Here is an 18851-nt window from a genome sequence, read left to right as displayed (position 1 = left end):
GAGAGAATAGATGAAGCTGAAAACTGGTCGCCGCGGGTTCCTGCGGTCCGCGATAGCAGGCAGCGTGTATGCCAGCCTGCCGCTGTCGATACGCGAGGCGCTGGCGGTGCCGGCGCACAGCGTCAAGGGCAGCATCGAGGACGTGCAGCACGTGGTGATACTGATGCAGGAGAACCGCTCCTTCGACCACTATTTCGGCACGATGAACGGCGTGCGCGGCTTCGGCGACCGGTTCACAATCCCGGTGCAGGGCAACCGCAACATCTGGCAGCAGTTCAACGGCCGCCGCACGGTGCTGCCGTACCGCCTGGACCAGCAGGCCGGCAACGCCCAGTGCGCGCTGGACCTGCCGCACACCTGGCCGGATGCGCAGGAAGCCTGGGACGGAGGCCGCATGCGCTTCTGGCCGCGCGCCAAGACCGATGCGTCGATGGCTTACTACGGCGAGCAGGAGCTGCCGTTCCAGTTCGCGCTGGCGCAGGCCTTCACGGTATGCGACGCCTATCACTGCTCGCTTCAGGGCGGCACCAATCCGAATCGACTGTTCCTGTTCAGCGGCACCAACGATCCGGCGTCGCTGTGCGGCGGCCCCGCCATCGACAACACCAAGGACGGCCTGGGTCCGGCGGAGGATGGCTTCACCTGGGTCACGTACGCGGAGCGGCTGGAGGAGGCGGGCGTCAGCTGGAAGGTCTATCAGGACATGGCCGACAACTACGACAACAACCCGCTCGTGCTGTTCCGCCAGTATCGCCAGCAGTACACGGATGGCCGTGGCGTGCTGCTGGAGAAGGGCTTGAGCTCCACGCTTAAAGGCGTGTCCGTGCAGGGACTGAAGGACGACGTGCAGGCGGGGCGTCTGCCGCAGGTATCGTGGATCGTCGCACCGCGCATGTACTGCGAACATCCGGGACCATCGACGCCGATCCAGGGCGGCTGGTACACGCAGCAGGTGCTGGAGGCGCTGACGTCGAATCCCGAAGTCTGGAGCAAGACCGTGTTCCTCCATATGTACGACGAAAACGACGCCTTCTTCGACCACGCTCCACCGCCGGCCGCGCCGGCGCTGAACCGCGACGGCACACGTGCCGGCAAATCCACGCTGCCGTTCAACGACGAGTGCCACAGCGACGGCCGCATTTACGGCCTGGGTCCACGCGTGCCGATGCTGGTGATTTCGCCGTGGAGCAAAGGCGGCTGGGTCAACTCGCAGGTGTTCGACCACACCTCCGTGCTGCAGTTCCTGGAGCGCCGCTTCGGTGTACGAGACACCAATATCGCCCCATGGCGCCGCGCCGTTTGCGGCGACTTGACCAGCTGCTTCGATTTCGCCTCGCCCGATGCGCGTCCGCCGGAGCTGGACCCACGCAGCAAGGAGTGGGTCGACGATCTGCGCGCCGAGCAGCGCCGCCAGCGCGGCATCGAAGTGCCGGCGGCCGATGCGCAGTCGCTGCCTGTGCAGGCGGGCGGCACGCGGCCGTCGCGCGCGCTGCCGTACAAGCTGAATGTGCGCGCCGAAGTGCGGCTGGCCGCAGGCGGTGTCGTCGGACGCGATGTGGTGGCGCTGAGCTTCGTCAACAGCGGCAGCGCCGGTGCGGTGTTCCACGTCTACGACCAACTGCATCTGGATCGCCTGCCGCGCCGCTACACCGTCGAAGCGGGCAAGCAGCTGGACGATGTCTGGCAGCCGGATGCCAAGGACCAGGGCCGCTACGACCTGTGGATACTTGGTCCGAACGGTTTCCACCGCCGCCTGGCCGGCAACCTGACCGCTGCCACCACGGGCCTGTCGGCGGAGGCGGATAGCCGCGAAGGCAATCTGTGGCTGGCGTTGCGCAATGACGGTGCTACGCCGTGTAGCGTCACGCTGGAGCTCAATGCTTACCGCATGCTGCCGCCCAAGACCATCATCTTGCAGGCGAACGGCGGTTCCTATCTGTGGCGGCAGGAGATCGCCAACCAGCACTATTGGTACGACTTCAGCGCCACCTGCGGCGATTTTGTACGGCGCTACGCCGGACGGCTGGAAACAGGCGCCCATGGCGTCAGCGATCCCGCCATGGGCGGCGTCTGACCAGCACACAAGGAAAACATCATGGCAGCAATCAGTTTGCAGCATGTACGTAAATTCTATGACAACGGCTTCCATGCCGTGAAGGACTTCAACCTGCACATTGAGGATGGAGAGTTCGTCGTGTTTGTCGGCCCGTCGGGCTGCGGTAAGTCGACCACGCTGCGCATGATCGCGGGCCTGGAGGACATCTCGGACGGCAACCTGCAAATCGGTGGCCGCGTCGTCAACGATTTGCAGCCCAAGGAGCGCGACATCGCGATGGTCTTCCAGAGCTATGCGCTGTACCCGCACATGACGGTGCGGCAGAACATGGGCTTCGCGCTCAAGCTGGATGGCGTACCGAAGGCGCAGATCAACGAGCGCGTCGACGAGGCGGCGAAGATGCTGCACCTGGAGCCGTTGCTGGAGCGCCGGCCGAAGGAGCTGTCTGGAGGCCAGCGGCAGCGCGTGGCGCTGGGCCGCGCCATCGTGCGCAAGCCGCAGGCCTTCCTGATGGACGAGCCGCTGTCCAACCTCGACGCCAAGCTGCGCGTGGAGATGCGGGCGTCGATCGCGCGGCTGCACCGCAAGCTGGGCGTCACCACCGTCTACGTCACGCACGACCAGGTCGAGGCGATGACGATGGGCGACCGTATCGTCGTGATGAAGGGCGGCGAGATCCAGCAGGTCGCCAGTCCGATGGCGTTGTATGAGCGGCCGGCCAATAAATTCGTCGGCAGCTTTATCGGCTCGCCGGCGATGAGCTTCCTGGACGGCCATGTGCTCGGCGGCGTGGTGGGTGGCGAGGGCTATGCCTTGACGCTGCCGACCGACATGGCGCAGCGAGTGTCCGGCCACGAAGGGCAGCCTGTCAGCCTGGGACTGCGGCCGGAGATACTCAGCCTGTTGCAGCCTGGCGCGGTGGCGGACAACGGCGCGGTGTTGCGCGGCGTGGCGGAGGTGGTGGAGCCGCTCGGCGCCGAGACCATCGTCACCGTGCAGGTGGGGGCGCAGAACATCGTTGCGCGCCTGGCCGGCAATGTGGACATTCGTGCCGGCCAGGCGTTGGCGCTGGTGGTGGATTGCTCCCGCATCCATTTGTTCGATGCGGAGAGCGAAGCCAATATCAGTTTGGACTAGTGCGTTGTAATCACCAGCGCGGGCCGGTAAGCCGCGTTGGTGTTTTCACGCGATCCGTAGTTGACCCAACCGTCCGCGCCGTAGTTGGTCGGCGACGACACCAGCAGCGACAACAGCTTGTCCCCGGTCAGCGCGCTGTTGACCTGCGCCGTGATATCCAGCCACACCGGCGTGCCGGCCGCGCCCAGCGTCCAGCTGCCCAGCAGGGTGGCGGCGGCAGGCTGGTTGCTCCAGTTGAGCGTACTCTCACCCCACGTATTGGCCGGCACCAGTTGGACCTGATTCGCCATGCCGGCTACCGCGCCAAGGCTGGTCGGCGTCATCATCACGCGGGCGTTCGACACCGTGCCCGTTATCGACGACAGGTCGAAGCGCAGATACGATTGCCGGAAGTAGCCGACACCGTCGTTCTTCGTCACCAGCACATTGGCGGAACCGTAGTTGTTGGCGGCGGATGCGCCGTTGATCACGTAGGCATCGGCCGCCGCAGTCAGCGTTTGGTTCTGCGCCAACGCTAACCGGGCCACGAAGCTTTTGCCTGCCGCGCCGTTGACGTTGATGGAAAGCTTGATGGTAGGGCTCATTTGCGTCACGGTGACGTTGGCGTCCGCCGAAATCACCTGCCATGCGGCGCGCTGGATCTCCAGGTTGATGGTGCCGGTGTTCTTCTGCGTAGGATCGGAAACGCCGATATGCAGCTCGTTCTGCGCCTCGATCGCCGTGACGGAGGCCTTGCGGTTGCTGGTGATGTAGGCCGCCGCGCCATCGGACACCGTCTTGCTCGTGTCATTCCAGAAGTTGACGCCGACCACGCCGTAAGCGCTGTCCTTGACCGCGTGGGCCTCGGTTGAATTCTCCAGCACCGTCACGGTGGGTGAGGCGGCATAGCTGGCCGTCTCCGCTGCCGTCAGGTTGGGCAGCAGCACGTAGGCATACGACGCATTCGTCGGCCCGGCCCCATGCGACAGCGCGAGGCTGAGGAAGCGGTTGCTGACCTGGGTGTTGGACTGTCCGGTGTTGATCGCCTGCCAGCTGCCGGTGCGGGTCTCGCGCAGGCCGTTGACGCTGGCGGCGGTGGGGAAGTAGTAGCCGATATCGCTGCCGCTGACCGATCCCGCCAGATGCGCCCACTGCACGCCGCTGGTGGTGGCGGACCAGCCCATCGTGGCCGGCATCGCCGAGCCGTTGATGGTCAGCGCATTGCTGCCGGCCGCGTTCAGCTTGCGGTTCTCGACGATGGTCTCGACCGCGCGGCCATCGGTGTTGGAAATGCCCGAACCCAGCGCGACGATCTTATTCCCGAACATGAACCACGATTTTTTTCCCGCCAGCGTGCTGCCGGTGACTTTGGCCAGCGAGAACTGCATGCCGGCCGACGCGTGCAGGTTGTCGATCTCCGAGCCTCCAACCCAGGTCTGCGTGTTCGGGAAGCTGCCGAAGTTGGCCGGCGTGCCGGAGCCTGAGCCGTCCGTGGTGATGCCGGGCAGGCGGCGCATGTTCACCGTGGGCCAGTAGTTGCCGCCGAACTGAGTGAGGTCGTTGTTGTACAACCAGGTGGCGCCGGTGCCGGTGAACCAGCCAGTGAGGTTTTCGCCGTTGCCGTATTCGAAGGACGAGATCCGGTTCGAGAACATGCTCAGGTTGAAGCTGTAGCCCGCGTAGCTGTGCAGCGCGCGGTCCATGCTGGCGAAGATGTGAGTCTGGATTTGTTCCGGCTCCGGCGTCACGCTGCTGTCGGCGGCGATGGCCTTGAGGTTGGCGATGTCGTACAGACCCAGGCCCGCGTAGTAGTTGGCGTAGCTGGTGTCGCGCTGCATCCAGTGCTTGATGGTGCTCTTCAGCGACGCCGATTGCGCCGCCGGCAGGCCTTGCGCCAGTCGCGCCAGCGTGGCCGTCAGTGAGCGGCCGGCATCGTGGTCGCTATTGGGCGAGAGCGCGGTCGGTTCGCGTGAGATGGCGCGGCCGCGCACCGAGTCCATCATCGCGCCCTGGTAGACGAAGGGCTTGTAGGCCTGCGTGGCCCAGGTGTAGACGTTGCCGGCGTTGGCGTCGGTGACGGCCCAGGTGGAGCCGTTGAGCAGGTAGAACAGCCGCGCCATGTCGCCTATCATCACCAGGCCGTAGCTGCCGGTGTAGGCGACGTTGGTGTGCTGGATGAAGGAACCGTCGGCATAGAAGCCGTCGCCGCTGGTCACGTAGGGGAAGGTCTGGCTGATGGCGTCGCGGCCCTGCGCCAGCTTGGTGCTGGACTTGCCGACCGCACCGCGCACGGCAACCACGGAGGCCTTGTCCAAACGGTTGGCGCCCGTTTCGACCAGCGTGCTGCCGGTGCGCTTGGTTGGATCGGGGACGAACTTGTCGATGGCGGCGGTGTAGGTGGAGATCTGCGCGGGGCTGAGCTGGTCGTACATCAGCACCATCAGGTCGTTGAGCGCTTGCGGTGAGCCGATCTCCCAGTCCCACCAGTTGCCTGATGCGGTGTTGGCGGTGCCGTAGCGGTTGGCGGCCATCCAGTCCAGCGCGGCGACGATGTCGGCGGCCAGGCTGGCATTGCCTTGCAGTGTGGAGCCGCTGGTGGCGTAGGCGGTGGCCATGACGCGCAGGCGCCCGTAGCTGGCGGTGATGGTGGAGGAGGCGCTCCAGTCGGCAAGGTCGCTCCATAGTGCGGTGCGACCGGAGGAGGGCGTCATCGAGTTCCAGTTCGATTGCGCGGTGGCGGTCAGCGTGGCGATCTGCGCGGCCATGTCGGCGTCGGCGGTGTTGATGGCGCTGCCGCCGGTGATCTGCGTCAGCCACTTCAGGCGCAGCGTGTCGTATTCATCGGCGGGGGCGTTGGCCCCCATGCGCAGCGCCGCCGTGCGTGGCGCGGATTGCGCCTCCGCGTTGCCGCTACCGCCGCAACCGGCCAGCAACAAGGCCGAACCGCATAGCACTCCCATTCGATAAACCAGGCTTTTTCTCATTCTCCATCTCCACTGTGACGATATAGGTTAACGTTAACATGTGACCGTGAAAAAAAAGCACCCGGGGTCAAATCAGATTCAACCCCGGGTTTACATCATGCGAAGTTCGCGGCAGCGAAGTCCCAGTTTGCCAGCTTGAAGAAGGTCTCTACATACTTAGGACGTACGTTGCGGTAGTCGATGTAGTAGGCGTGCTCCCACAGGTCGCAGGTCAGCAGCGCTTTGGCGTCGGTGGTCAGCGGGGTGGCGGCGTTGGAGGTGTTGACGATGTCCAGGGAGCCGTCGGCTTTTTTCACCAGCCAGGTCCAGCTCGAACCGAAGTTGCCTACGCACGACTTGGTGAACTCTTCCTTGAATTTGTCGAACGAACCCCACTTGGCGTTGATCGCGTCGGCCAGCGCGCCGTCTGGTGCGCCTTTGCCGTTCGGGGTCAGGCCGTTCCAGTAGAAGGTGTGGTTCCATACCTGGGCGGAGTTGTTGAAGATGCCGCCGGACGATTTCTTGACGATCTCTTCCAGGGACAGGTTTTCGAACTCGGTACCCTTGATCAGGTTGTTCAGGTTGGTAACGTAGGTCTGGTGATGCTTACCGTAGTGGTATTCCAGCGTTTCTTGCGAGATGTGCGGCGCCAGGGCGTCGATTGCATATGGCAGTGGTGGCAGAGTATGTTCCATTGTTCTTCCTTTTGTTGGTTTGACGATGTTAAAAGATCGAGGGTGATTTTTGCCGAAACGTCCGCCATTGTAAAGCGGATGAGCCTTCGGTGCAGAAAAGGCAGCTTTTCTGTGTGGCTACTTCGCTCAGCGCACGCGCCGCGTGGTTTCGCGCACGATCAGCTCCAGCGGCGGCACTTCTCCCCGTGCTTCCTCGCCGTTGATGATGCGCAGCAGCGCCTGGGTGGCGATGCGGCCGATGTCATATAAGGGCTGGCGTATGGTGGTCAGAGGCGGCGTGGTATAGGAGGAACCGGGTAAATCGTCGAAGCCGACCAGCGAGATGTCGTCCGGCACGCGGATGCCCTTGCGGTACAGCGCCAGCCGCGCGCCATAGGCGCTCAGGTCGTTGGCCGCGAACACGGCGGTGAATTGCTGGTGCGTATCGAACAGCCGGTTCATCGCCAGCATGCCGCTGGCCTCGTGGTAATTGCCTTCGACGATCAGGTCGTTGTCCAGCTCGATGTGCGCCTCGTTCAGCGCGCGCGTGTAGCCGGCCAGGCGCTCGGCGGCGTCGATGTTGTTGGCCGGGCCGGAGATGAAGGCGATGCGGCGGTGGCCCAGCTCGATCAGGTGGTGCACCGCCATGTAGGCGCCCGATTCGTTGTCCAGCTTGAAGCCCAGGGCGTTGCGGGTCTGCAGCGCGCGGCCGGTGGAGACGATGGGACGCTGGCTGGAAAAGCCCAGCACCGTCTGGTCCGACATGCGGCCCGACAGCAGGATGATGCCGTCGACCTTGCGCGCCAGCAGCAGGCGGATGCGGTCGGCTTCCTCTTCCGCGTTCCAGTGGCCGCTGACGATCACCGAGGCGTAGCCGGTGCCTTTCAAGCCGTCGTCCACGCCGCGCAGCGTTTCGTCGAAGAAGGGGGAGGAGATGTCCTGCACCACGATGCCGATGGTCATCGAACGGCCTTTTTTCAGGCCCTGCGCCATCTGGTTGGGCGCGAACTTCATCTTGTCGATGGCGGCCAGCACGGCCAGGCGCTTGTCTTCCGACACCTTGGCGGTGCCGTTCAGGATGCGCGACACGGTACTGGGCGACACTCCCGCCTGGCGTGCAACATCCATCAGGGTCGATGGGCCGGAGGAGTAGGGGGTGTCTGCCAAGGCGTGTCCTGTTCTAGTTATTTCTGAAAACCTTTTCGCCGGAAGATTACCATAAATTTTGCGGCTTTCCGCCAAATCAGCCCGTGATCCCGCATTGACTTTCATCGGGATACGTTATTTAATGAAAACAGTGCTTGAAAACGTTTTCATAAACGACGTGACATATAATCAAGCCGCCGGTAATAACAAGGAAGAGACCATGAAACGCGAATCTTTTTCGCACCTCACGAACGGCCCGCGCCTGCTGGCCGACATCGGCGGCACCAGCGCCAGCTTCGGCCTGGAAACGGCCCCCAACCAGATCGAGGCGATCTGGGTGACGGAGTGCGCGGCCTATCCGACGCTGGGCGCGGCGCTGGTGACCTACCTGTCGCAGCCGTCCACGGTGGCGGCCGGCGGCTACCAGGCGCGCTTCGCCGGCATCGCCATCGCCAACCCCATCGACGGCGACTGGGTGACGATGACCAACCACCACTGGTCGTTCTCGATCGAGGCGGTGTGTTCGCAATTCAGTTTGAAATCGCTGGTGGTGGTGAACGACTTTACCGCGCTGGCCAGCGCCTTGCCCTACCTGGCGCCGGACCACAAGCGCCAGATCGGCGGCGGCGTGGCGCGCAGCGGCGCCACCATCGGCCTGGTGGGCGCGGACGCGGGGCTGGGCGTGTCCGGCCTGGTGCCGGCCGGCGACCGCTGGATCGCCATCGACAGCGAGGGAGGGCACAGCACCTTCGCGCCGATGAACGAACGCGAGATCGATATCCTGCGCTACGCGCGGCGGCATCACGAGCACGTGTCGAGCGAGCGGCTGGTGTCGGGCATCGGCATCGTGCTGGTGTACCGCGCGCTGGCCGAACGCGCGCGCATCGAGCCGCAGAACCTCACCACTTCGCAGATCATGGAGCGCGGCCTGCATCGCCTGTGCCCCGTGTGCGAGGAGACGCTGGACGCCTTCTGCGACATGCTGGGCACCGTGGCCGGCAATGTCGCGCTGACCTTGGGCGCCAAGGGCGGCATCTACATCGGCGGCCGCATCGTGCCGCAGATGAGCGAGTTCTTCGAACGCTCGGGCTTCCGCGCCCGCTTCGAGCACAAGGGGCGCTTCTCGGACTACCTGTCGCACATCCCCACCTTCGTCATCACCGAACAATATCCCACGCTGATCGGCATGTCGGCCATGCTGTCGGCCGGTTGATTACAGCGCCATCTGCGGCTCCAGCGGTAGGCACAACTCGCAATCCTGGGCCTCGATGCAGGCCAGGCGCTGGTCCGGCGGATAGCGCTCGAAGCAGGGCCGCGCCGCCACCTTGTAGCGTCCATACAGCACGCCGTCGCGCAGCAGCCGGTGCCAGGCATCCTTGCTCAACACGCGCGGGCCGATAAAGCGCAGCACCGCATGCATGCCGCCGGCGATGGTCTTGACCGGCATGCCGGCCGGCGCCACGAAATTCTCCGGCAGTTCCACGCAAACGTCGTAGCGGCACTTCTCCGGCGCCGTGATATCGGGATCGTCCAGGCCCATGCCGAAGCGCGCCGACGGCGGCAGACCATGCTGGCAGCACCAGATATCGAGCTGCCGCCATTGCGCGGCGCTGTCCACATCGTAGGGGCCGAAGTGGCGCGTGTAGGCCACCCGCGCGGTCGGCAGCTGGATCACCCGCACCGGCCCATGCTGGCCCGCCACCGGTCCCGCGCTGCTGGCGGCCGCCATGTCGCGCTGCCGGTCGCGCCAGCGCGACGGCGACAGGCCAAAGTACTGGCGGAAGGCGCGGGCGAAGCCGTCGGCGGTGTCGAAGCCGCAGTTCTGCGCGACGGCGGCGATGGAATCGGACGAGTACAGCAGCTGCGAGGCGCCGGTCTCCAGCCGGCGCCGGCGCACGTAGGCATGCGGCGCCTCGGCGCTCCACTGCTGGAAGCGGCGCAGAAAATGGTAGCGCGACAAATGGGCGAGTGCGGCCAGGCAGTCGAGATTGAGGTTCTGGCCCAGATGCGCATCGATGTAGTCCAGGACGTGATTGAGCCGGTACTCCAGCGGCCGGGACGTGGGGGATGGCATATGCATGACGTGCTCCGTACTACTTGTTGACAAATAATAAAAAATGCTAATATAAAAAGACAAGTGAAACGTTTCCATCATAAAGCATATATTTCATGCAAGACCACTGCCGTTACATCTGCTGTGGCTGAAAAGATACTGACGGGACGTGGATGCTGCGCAATTTTGGCCGGGCCGCTGCGCAAGTTTGAACGGGCGGACGGCTTTCAATCTGACTATGCTTTACCTACGTGCAATGTTGTTGTTTGGCACTGCACGCAGGGAGATCTCTTACAAAACCAATACGGAGACTAAGCAATGACAACAACCACAGCACCCAAACTGGCGCTGGCCGCCGCCATCCTGCTGGCCTACAGCGCACCCAGCCTGGCCGCATCCACCTGCGATCGCTACGCGTCCTACCCGGTGAAGGGCGGGACCTACACCGTCATCACCAACTTCTGGAACGACAAGGCCAGCGGCTCGCAATGCGTCAACGTCAACCAGGACAACGGCGAGTGGAGCGTGAGCAATGCGCCTTCATCGCCGGACAGCACGCCGGCCGCCTATCCGGCCATCTACAAGGGCTGCCACTGGGCCTCGTGCACCAAGGACAGCGGCCTGCCGTTGCAGGCCAAGGCCATCACCTACGCGCCGTCGCGTTGGCGCGTCACGCCAGGCGCCGGCGGCGACTGGGACATCGCCTACGACATCTGGTTCTCGTCCGGCCCGGTGGCGCCGCCCAGCGGCCAGCCCGACGGCGCCGAGATCATGATCTGGATTAACCACAGCGGCTCGGTGCAACCGGCCGGCACCAAGACCGCCAACGTCAACATCAACGGCATGAACTGGGATGTGTGGACCGCGTGGAATAACCCGTCCGGCTGGCCGCGCTGGAACATCGTCTCCTACGTCGCCACCTCGCCGGTCAACGCCGTCAACTTCGACCTGGTGCCGTTCTTCCGCGACTCGGTCGGCCGCAAGGCGGTCGACAACAACTGGTACCTGCTGGACGTGGAAGCGGGCACCGAACTCTGGCGCAACGGCGCCGGCTTCGTCAGCGGCGATTTCGACGTGCAGTTCCACACGGATCCGGTGGTCGGGATCGACCCGAACAAGTGGTACAGCGTCGTCAACAAGAACAGCGGCTCCTGCGTCGACGACGCCGACTTCTCGACCAGTAACGGCGCCGTGGTCCACCAATGGGCGTGCGACAGCCGGGGCGCCGCCAACCAGCAGTGGAAGTTCACGCCTACCGACAGCGGCAACTACCGCGTCAGTACGCAGCAGGCGCCGGGGCTGGCCTGGGATGTCGCGGGCTGGGGCACGGCCAACGGCTCGCTGGTTCAGCTGTGGACCTACGGCGGCGGCAGCAACCAGCAATGGCAGGCGGTGGACCTGGGCGACGGCTACTACAAGTTCGTCGGCCGCGGCAGCGGCAAGTGCCTCGACGTGCCGGCCGCTTCCACCTCCAACGGCGTGCAGCTGCAGATCTACGACTGCAATGGCACGCCGGCCCAATCCTTCAAGCTGATCGCCCAGTAAAAAACAAGTTCATCGCTTCGCCCGCCGCGAAGTTGCCGGCCTCGATGCAGGGGCCGGTTTTTTTACATCCATAAAAACAGGAGACATATTTTGCACGCGATGACCAAGAAAACCATCATGAGCCTGGCCATAGCCAGCGCCTTCAACCTGGCGGCACACCATGCGTATGCAGCGACGGCGGACGGCGCCGAGGCCGCACCTAAAGTGGTCGGCACCGATGTCGACAAGGACGGCATCCCGGAAGTGAAGGTGACGGCCACCCGCTACGCCACCTCGCTGCTGAAAACCCCGCTGGCCGTGACGGCCTTCACCCAGGACAAGCTGACCCGCCAGGGCATCACCACTCTCAAGGGCATCTCCGGCGAACTGCCCAACGTGCAGATGACCGAGGCTAACGACTCGGCGGTGCAGATCACCATACGCGGCATCAGCGCCACCAACTTCACCGAGATCGGCGATCCGTCGGCCGGCCTGCACGTGGCGGGCCTGTACTCGCCGCGTCCGCAGGGCGCGCAGGCGCTGATGTTCGACCTGGAGCAGGTGGAAGTGCTGCGCGGTCCGCAGGGCACGCTGTTCGGCCGTAACTCCACCGCAGGCAGCATCAACATCATTCCCGCCAAGCCGGAATTCGGCAGCACCTACGGCAGCAGCTCGTACGAGATGGGCAGCCTGCACATGAAGCAGCTGAACATGATCCAGAATATCGCCGTCAACGATACGCTGGCCCTGCGCGCCACCTTCATGAAGGTCAAGAAGGACAGCCGCCTGAACCAGCTGCAGGACTTCACCGGCTACAGCGACAAAGGCTTCGGCGCCGTGTTCCCGCCAGGGACGCCGCTGGTCGACCAGCGCTACAACAGCAAGGTCGATGCGGCCCACGCCTACAACAACCAGGACGAATGGGCAGGCCGCCTGGCCGCGCGCATGAAGTTCGGCCGTGACGTGGAATGGCTGCTGACGGCGGAAAAATTCCAGAACAACGGCGCAGGCTACGTCAACGTGCGCGATTGCGACCAGGGCGCCGGCACCCGCTACGCCTGCACGCGCGGCCAGTGGGATGTGCTGATCAACGTGCCGGGGCAGACCGACATGACCATCAACACCGTGCGTTCGCAAGCCACGTGGAACGTCAACGGCAACACCACGCTGGACTACGGCTTCGCCTGGGCCGACCAGCAGCGCAGCCAGGTGCACGACGACGACAACGGCTTCCATCCGCTGCCGTTCCAGACCGAAGTGAGCCTGCCGCTGGGCTCCGGCGGCAACTGGGGCACGTGGCCGGTCAAGGACAGCGCCACCCGCACCCATGATTCGCGCTACAAGTCCACCGTCAACGAGCTGCAATTGAAGCAGAGCTTCGGCGCCTTCAAATACGTGGCCGGCCTGTTCTGGATGCACGAGAAAAACCAGATCAACTTCTCGCAGGAGAACCTGGTCTACGGCCCTTACGGTGCGCCGATCGCGCAGTACTACGCGCAGCCGGATCGCGAGATCGACGCCAAGGCCGCCTTCGCACAAGCCGATTGGACCTTCGCGCCGACGTGGACCGGCACGGTCGGCGGCCGCTTCAGCCGCGACAGCAAGTCCGACCAGGGCGGCTTGAACTACGGCGGCGGCAGCTGGGGCGGCGGCTTCCCCAATGCCTACTATCTGGGGCTGTACAACCCCGGCGTGCCAGGCTCGCCGGGCTGGCGTCCGCACAACGGCAATGACCTGACCACGGCCATGGGCCCGAACAACGGCCCGCAAGCCTTGCTCGGCTTCGGCGATCCAACGCCGAACGACCACGCCGACAGCTGGCGCAAATTCACCTGGCGCCTGGGCTTGAACAAACAGATCAACGCGCAGGAGATGGCCTACGGTTCTGTGTCGACCGGTTATAAATCCGGCGGCTTCGGCGACAAGCACGATCTGTGTGGCGGCATGCAGTGCGTGAACGGACCATCGCCGAATATCTCGTACACGCCGTATGGCCCGGAGACCGTCATCAACTTCGAGCTGGGTTACAAGGCCAAGCTGCTGCAGAACCGTCTGGGCCTGTCGGTGGTGGCCTTCTTCCAGCGCTACAAGGACATGCAGATCACCGGCGATAACTTCTTCGCCCAGGTGATACCGAAGAGCCCATGCACCACCGATCCGGCCTGCGACATCCAGCACGGCTGGCAGACGGTCAACGTGGCCAAGGTGAATATCCCGGGCCTGGAAATCGAGTGGGACTACAAGCCTTGGAGCGGCGCGAAAGTAGGCGGTTTCGCCAGCTACATCAAGCCGACCATCCACGACTACGATTCCTACAACGACAGCTACTTGTGCGCCGAGCGGGTGGAGTTCAACTCGGTGTCGAAATGCCCCGAGGTGTATAGCGGGCCGGAAGCGCGCCTGCGCGGCCGCCGCGCGCGCAACCTCGAAGGCAACACGCTGCCGAACGCGCCGAAGTACACCTTCGGCCTGAACATGTCGCAGGACTTTGTGCTCGACAGCGGCTACAAGCTGGTGGCCTGGGGCGGCATGCGCTACCAGAGCAAGATCTACTTCGACCTGCTGAACTTCGACGATCCGCATATCGGCCTGTCGCAGAAGGGCTATGCCAAGGGCGACGTCTCGCTCAAGCTGACCAGCCCTGAAGACAAGTGGTATGTGGAAGGCTATGTGCGCAACGTGACCGATACCTGGGCCAAAACCTGGGGCGGCGCGGCGACGGGTGGCCAGATGCAGGCCGGTTATATCGAACCGCGTACCGTCGGCGTGCGGGCCGGTATCAACTACTAAAGCGGTGCACGGCGGCGTCTGCGGATGCCGCCGTTCGCATACATAAGGAGACATTTTGAATTCTGCATCGACTCTTCGTCCGTTGGCGATCGCGCTGGCGGTGGCTGCGGCGCTGGCCGCCGCCACCGTACTGATCGCTTCCTCCGCCTTGCCGGCCCATGCGGCGGAAGCGTCCGCGCGTCCGTGGATGGATACTTCGCTGAGCGCGGACCAGCGCGCCCGCCTCGCGTTGCAAGCCATGACGCAGCAGGAAAAACTCGGCTGGGTGATGGGCTGGTTCGGCTCCGACTTCGGCGACAAGAAACGCAACCCGGCCGCGCTGCCTTTATCGGCGGGCTATATCGCCGGCGTGCCGCGACTGGGGCTGCCGGCCCTGTTCGAAACCGACGCCGGTCTCGGTGTCGCCAGCCAGCCAGGCAAGACGCCGCGCGAGCGCACCTCGCTGCCGTCAGGCCTGGCCACCGCCGCCACCTGGGACCGCGAACTGGCTTACAGAGGCGGCGCGATGATAGGCGCCGAGGCGCGAGCTTCCGGCTTCAACGTCATGCTGGCCGGCGGCGTGAACCTGCTGCGCGAGCCGCGCAACGGCCGCAATTTCGAGTACGCCGGCGAGGATCCTTTGCTGGCGGGTGTCATGGTGGCGCAGCAGGTGCGCGGCATCCAGTCCAACCATGTGATTGCGACGATGAAGCACTTCGCCGTCAACAACCAGGAGACCGGCCGCTTTGTGCTCGACAGCCGCATCGACGATGCCGCTAATCGCATGTCCGACTTGCTGGCCTTCCAGTTGGTGCTGGAGCAGGCCGATCCCGGTTCCGTCATGTGCTCCTACAACCGCGTGAACGGCGCCTATGCCTGTGAGAGCGGCTACCTGCTCAACCAGGTGCTGAAGCAGGACTGGGGCTACAAGGGTTACGTGATGTCCGACTGGGGCGCGGTGCACAGTACGGTTGCTGCAGCCAACAACGGGCTGGATCAGGAGTCGGCCTGGGAGTTCGACAAGAGCCAGTACTTCGGCCCCGCGCTGGAAGAGGCGGTAGCCAACGGCCACGTACCGCAGGCGCGCCTGGACGATATGGTGTTCCGCATCCTGTGCACGATGTTTGAAAAAGGCGTGGTCGATCATCCGGTGGCCGAGGGCGGCGCGATCGACTACGCGGCGCATGGCTTGGTCAGCCGCACCGATGCCGAGGAGGGCATGGTGCTGCTGAAGAACGCGGACGGCGTGCTGCCGCTGAAAGCCGGCGTGAAGAAGATCGTCGTCATCGGCGCGCATGCGGATGTGGGTGTGCTGGCCGGCGGCGGTTCGTCCGTGGTGTATCCGGTCGGCGGCAGCGCCGTGACGGGTATCGCGCCGACCACCTGGCCTGGCCCCGTGGTCTATCACGCGTCGTCGCCGCTGAAGGCGATCCAGGCGCGCGCGCCGGGCGCCAGCGTGGTCTATCACGATGGCCGCGATGCCGCCGCTGCGGCCCGCGCGGCGGCCGATGCCGACGTGGTGCTGCTGTTCGCGCAGCAGTGGGTGGGTGAGGCGCTCGATGCGGTCTCGCTGTCGCTGCCGGACAATCAGGATGGATTGATCGCCGCCGTCGCCAAAGCCAATCCACGGACGGTGGTGGTACTGGAGACTTCCGGCCCGGTGCTGATGCCGTGGCTGGGGCAGAGTGCCGCCGTGCTGCAGGCCTGGTATGCGGGCAGCAGCGGCGGCGAGGCCATCGCCCGCGTGCTGTTCGGCGAAGTCAATCCGTCCGGGCGTTTGCCTGCAACCTTCCCGATGTCGGAATCGCAGTTGCCACGGCCGGTGCTGGATGGCGATCCGAAGAACGAGAGCAAGCGCTTCACCGTCGATTATCACGAGGGGGCTGCGGTCGGCTACAAGTGGTTCGACTTGAAGGGGCTGAAGCCCTTGTTCCCATTCGGTCACGGCCTGTCGTACACGCAGTTCGCGTATTCGGGCCTTGCCGCGAGCCAGAAGGACGGCAAGCTGCAACTGCACTTCAAAGTCACCAACACCGGCGCGGTCAAGGGCAAGGACGTGCCGCAGTTGTATGTGGCGCCGCAGGGCGTGAAGTGGGAAGCGCCCAAGCGCCTGGCCGGTTGGGACAAGGTCGAACTGGCGCCAGGCGAAAGCCGTGAAGTCAGCGTGACGGTCGATCCGCGTCTGCTGGCGATGTACGACAGCCGCTCACGCAACTGGCGCGTCGCCAAGGGCCGCTACAAGGTGATGCTGGCGCATAGCGCAGCGGATACCGATGCCACCAGCTTCAGCGTCTCGCTGGAGGCGCAAACGTTGAAGCCTTAGGCGCCGCGCCGGGAGGCCGCTTTGATCGTGTATAGCCCGACCACATCCGTCAATGCGTGGACCAGCATCGCCGCGATCAGTCCGGCGTATTCGGCGACGAAGCCGAATGCGACGCTGACCGTAAAGATGGCCGCAGCCTGAATGGCCACGCGTTTATTCAGCCCATTGAAACGGTAAGCCTTGGTATGGGCGATCACGAAAAGAGCTGAGGTGATCCAGATGCCGATCAGCGGTTGCAGCGCGCCGCGGAACAGCAGCTCTTCGCCGAAGCCGGCCGCCAGCGAGATCCAGAGCGGATTCAAGCCGTCGAGATTCAACCGGCTGTAGCTTTCCATGGTGCTTTTCGCCGACTCTGAATTGGCCGCGAACCGGTAGCCGATCTGCGAAGCGGCCCAATAACAGCAGCCGAATCCCAGCCCTATGCCCACCTGGTAGTGCAGCGGCAGGCCCGCCAGCAGCAAGGCGGCATAGGGCGGCTTATGCAGAAAGAAGATGACGATCAGCGCCAGGCACGACAACGCCGCGCAAACTGCGAGCTGCCTGCCTACGCCGATCTTCTTCATTGCGTGCCTTGTTCGCGCAACAGCAGTGCCAGCGTTTTCTCGATGTCGACTGAGTAGAACGCTTCGCGCATCGCGTACGGTTCCTGGCAGGGCATGACAAGTTTGCCGCCATCCTTCAGGCCAAGCGTCACCTCATGCCGCGCCAGGCAGGCGGCTTTCATCGCCGCCCCGGTGGCGGCGTCGCCGAAGACCGGATGGCCTTCGATGCTGGTCGCGTAGCTGTCCTTGTGGATGGATTTACAGACCTTCATGCCGTCGAGGATGATGCCTTCCGGCGTCTCGGTGGTGCCGCTACGGCCGGCGCAGTCGTCGACCATCAGCTTGACCACGGCCCGCAGCACCATCCGGTCCCGCAAGGACTGGCTGGGTGGACGCAGCGTCGCCAGGCCAGTCTTGCGCAGCACCTCGTTCCATTGCTGTTCCATCGTTGGGCCGGAAGACAGCAGCGCCGGCAGCACCTGCGGCGTGCAGGCCTTTGTGTCGCCGCATTCCAGCGCCTGCGCGAAGTCGGGCACCTGGCCTTGGCGCAGTTGATGGTAGAAGCGGTCGAAGCGGCCCATGGCGGTGCCGCGTCCCTGGCGCGCGGCCAGGCTGTAGACATAGGTCGGCAGGCCGCACAGATATTCGAGCCGTTGGCCACCGATCTCGCGCGGCGTCAGCGCGCGCCAGCTCTTTCCTTCGGTGTAAAGCGTGCACTCGGCCAGCGCCTTGTCCAGCTGCGCCGCCGCCCGCTGGCGGCTAAGCCACCCCTTCTGGATCGACGTCAGCCAGCGCAGAAATTCGGCGCCGCCCTCGTTGATCAGGCGTGAATCGGGATAGACGTCGACCGCGTCGCGCAGCTGGAAGCGGTGGCTGAATTCATGCGAGACGAACGTCGTCAACAGCTCTTGTTCTCCCGGTCCCATCGTCTGCGGCCAGTTGAAAAAGGTCAGGCGCAGGATGTTGCTCGCGTCGCCGCCGACATTCGGGCCGCCTGGTTCGCTGGCGCCGATGGCGGCAATCGCCGGGCGAGTGAAGACCGCCAGCGGCAGCTGCTTGCTCAGCAAGGCGATGGTGCCGTCTGCTACTTCGTTGACCCGCGCGACGGTCGCCGCCGACAGACGCGGATCGAAGTAATCCAGTGTGGCGCTGTTCTGCGGCGTCAGCATCAGCATCGCCGACGTATCGCCGCCTGTGGCTGCGGGCGGCGTGGCCGTGTCGTGGTAGCGCTGGCCGTTCATGACGATATCGGCGGCCTGGAAGCGGTAGCGCACCGGCCCGCAGCTGTCGGCCAGTGCGTAGTTGGAACTGTGGACGTACATGCCGCCGGGGGCGGGGAAGGAGCCGGGATAGCCGCTGATCTTCTGCATCGTCGCCGGCACGCGGAAGCGCGCGGTGCAGGCGCCGGCGCTTTTCAGCAGATCGCCTTCGGCAGTGGCGCAATCGTTTTGCTTCTGCCATGCGGCGCGGATCTCCTGGCCGCCGCGCCCGTCCTTGAGGAAGGCGAGGGCGGTGCAATGCTCTGGCAGCGCGAAGCTGATTTCGAGGTAGTTGGCGTCGGCCAGTTTGATGTCGACATCGACGTTGGCGGCGTGCGCCGCGAATGGAAGCAGCGCGATGCCGAGCAGCTGCAGACAGCGAAGCGAATTTTTCATATCAACAGGGATTGTGGTGGTTGCAAAAAA

At 64.4% G+C, this 18851-nt stretch carries 12 protein-coding genes; 6 read left to right on the top strand and 6 right to left on the bottom strand.

Annotated features, from left to right (window positions below):
* Nucleotides 1-10 precede the first annotated feature (10 nt).
* Together GEV01_RS11090 and GEV01_RS11085 are read left to right on the top strand one after the other, a co-directional pair.
* Entirely contained in the window at nucleotides 11-2074 is a 2064-nt protein-coding gene (locus GEV01_RS11090; protein ID WP_152804286.1) for a phosphocholine-specific phospholipase C, read from the top strand.
* Between the two features lie 21 nt (nucleotides 2075-2095).
* Entirely contained in the window at nucleotides 2096-3193 is a 1098-nt protein-coding gene (locus GEV01_RS11085; RefSeq protein WP_152804284.1) for an ABC transporter ATP-binding protein, read from the top strand.
* Here the strand turns inward: GEV01_RS11085 and GEV01_RS11080 are convergent.
* The 3 genes from GEV01_RS11080 to GEV01_RS11070 form a co-directional block, all read right to left on the bottom strand.
* Nucleotides 3190-6132 (bottom strand): polysaccharide lyase family 8 super-sandwich domain-containing protein, encoded by a 2943-nt coding sequence (locus GEV01_RS11080; protein WP_235914332.1) that lies wholly within the window; start codon nucleotides 6130-6132, stop codon nucleotides 3190-3192. The genes GEV01_RS11085 and GEV01_RS11080 overlap by 4 nt on opposite strands.
* A 119-nt stretch (nucleotides 6133-6251) precedes the next feature.
* Nucleotides 6252-6830: a superoxide dismutase [Fe] gene (gene sodB, locus GEV01_RS11075; protein WP_008446326.1), complete on the bottom strand. Its 579-nt coding sequence runs from the start codon at nucleotides 6828-6830 to the stop codon at nucleotides 6252-6254.
* Nucleotides 6831-6956: 126 nt separating this feature from the next.
* Nucleotides 6957-7937 carry a LacI family DNA-binding transcriptional regulator gene (locus GEV01_RS11070; protein WP_152805607.1) on the bottom strand — a complete coding sequence of 327 codons (981 nt, stop codon included), beginning with the start codon at nucleotides 7935-7937 and terminating at the stop codon, nucleotides 6957-6959.
* Between the two features lie 238 nt (nucleotides 7938-8175).
* Here GEV01_RS11070 and GEV01_RS11065 point away from each other — a divergent pair, with 238 nt between their 5' ends.
* Complete coding sequence (locus GEV01_RS11065; RefSeq protein WP_235914331.1) at nucleotides 8176-9168, top strand: glucokinase; 993 nt, start codon at nucleotides 8176-8178, stop codon at nucleotides 9166-9168.
* On the opposite strand, the gene GEV01_RS11060 is transcribed toward GEV01_RS11065, so the two are convergent.
* Nucleotides 9169-10035 carry an AraC family transcriptional regulator gene (locus GEV01_RS11060; RefSeq protein WP_152804278.1) on the bottom strand — a complete coding sequence of 289 codons (867 nt, stop codon included), beginning with the start codon at nucleotides 10033-10035 and terminating at the stop codon, nucleotides 9169-9171.
* Between the two features lie 291 nt (nucleotides 10036-10326).
* On the opposite strand from GEV01_RS11060, the gene GEV01_RS11055 reads away from it, so the two are divergent.
* The 3 genes from GEV01_RS11055 to GEV01_RS11045 all read left to right on the top strand — a co-directional run bounded on the left by GEV01_RS11055 (nucleotide 10327) and on the right by GEV01_RS11045 (nucleotide 16624).
* The gene (locus tag GEV01_RS11055; RefSeq protein ID WP_152804276.1) at nucleotides 10327-11553 is read left to right on the top strand and encodes an RICIN domain-containing protein; all 1227 of its coding nucleotides are present in this window, start codon (nucleotides 10327-10329) and stop codon (nucleotides 11551-11553) included.
* Between the two features lie 99 nt (nucleotides 11554-11652).
* On the top strand, nucleotides 11653-14322 hold the full coding sequence (locus GEV01_RS11050; RefSeq protein WP_235914330.1) for a TonB-dependent receptor: 2670 nt from the start codon (nucleotides 11653-11655) through the stop codon (nucleotides 14320-14322).
* Nucleotides 14323-14377: 55 nt separating this feature from the next.
* Nucleotides 14378-16624, top strand: coding sequence for a beta-glucosidase family protein (locus tag GEV01_RS11045; RefSeq protein WP_152804272.1), 2247 nt, complete (start codon nucleotides 14378-14380; stop codon nucleotides 16622-16624).
* Here GEV01_RS11045 and GEV01_RS11040 read toward each other — a convergent pair.
* On the bottom strand, nucleotides 16621-17187 hold the full coding sequence (locus tag GEV01_RS11040) for a CPBP family intramembrane glutamic endopeptidase (protein ID WP_152804270.1): 567 nt from the start codon (nucleotides 17185-17187) through the stop codon (nucleotides 16621-16623). The two genes, GEV01_RS11045 and GEV01_RS11040, sit on opposite strands and share 4 nt — an antisense overlap.
* Entirely contained in the window at nucleotides 17184-18821 is a 1638-nt protein-coding gene (locus GEV01_RS11035; protein WP_152804268.1) for a hypothetical protein, read from the bottom strand. Before GEV01_RS11035 ends, GEV01_RS11040 begins: the two co-directional genes overlap by 4 nt.
* Nucleotides 18822-18851: the final 30 nt, after the last annotated feature.

Origin of the sequence: Rugamonas rivuli, assembly GCF_009380165.1 — a bacterium.
In the GTDB taxonomy this organism is placed as follows: Bacteria; Pseudomonadota; Gammaproteobacteria; order Burkholderiales; family Burkholderiaceae_D; genus Rugamonas; species Rugamonas rivuli.
Note: the sequence above shows the minus strand (reverse complement) of the source record. Positions and strands in the feature narration are given on the sequence as shown.

What these genes read in the sequence shown, in the direction of transcription:
- GEV01_RS11090 (WP_152804286.1), top strand. Translation starts at nt 11, where the DNA reads ATGAAGCTGAAAACTGGTCGCCGCGGGTTCCTGCGGTCCGCGATAGCA.
- GEV01_RS11085 (WP_152804284.1), top strand. Translation starts at nt 2,096, where the DNA reads ATGGCAGCAATCAGTTTGCAGCATGTACGTAAATTCTATGACAACGGC.
- GEV01_RS11080 (WP_235914332.1), bottom strand. Translation starts at nt 6,132, where the DNA reads ATGGGAGTGCTATGCGGTTCGGCCTTGTTGCTGGCCGGTTGCGGCGGT.
- sodB (WP_008446326.1), bottom strand. Translation starts at nt 6,830, where the DNA reads ATGGAACATACTCTGCCACCACTGCCATATGCAATCGACGCCCTGGCG.
- GEV01_RS11070 (WP_152805607.1), bottom strand. Translation starts at nt 7,937, where the DNA reads ATGGATGTTGCACGCCAGGCGGGAGTGTCGCCCAGTACCGTGTCGCGC.
- GEV01_RS11065 (WP_235914331.1), top strand. Translation starts at nt 8,176, where the DNA reads ATGAAACGCGAATCTTTTTCGCACCTCACGAACGGCCCGCGCCTGCTG.
- GEV01_RS11060 (WP_152804278.1), bottom strand. Translation starts at nt 10,035, where the DNA reads ATGCATATGCCATCCCCCACGTCCCGGCCGCTGGAGTACCGGCTCAAT.
- GEV01_RS11055 (WP_152804276.1), top strand. Translation starts at nt 10,327, where the DNA reads ATGACAACAACCACAGCACCCAAACTGGCGCTGGCCGCCGCCATCCTG.
- GEV01_RS11050 (WP_235914330.1), top strand. Translation starts at nt 11,653, where the DNA reads ATGACCAAGAAAACCATCATGAGCCTGGCCATAGCCAGCGCCTTCAAC.
- GEV01_RS11040 (WP_152804270.1), bottom strand. Translation starts at nt 17,187, where the DNA reads ATGAAGAAGATCGGCGTAGGCAGGCAGCTCGCAGTTTGCGCGGCGTTG.
- GEV01_RS11035 (WP_152804268.1), bottom strand. Translation starts at nt 18,821, where the DNA reads ATGAAAAATTCGCTTCGCTGTCTGCAGCTGCTCGGCATCGCGCTGCTT.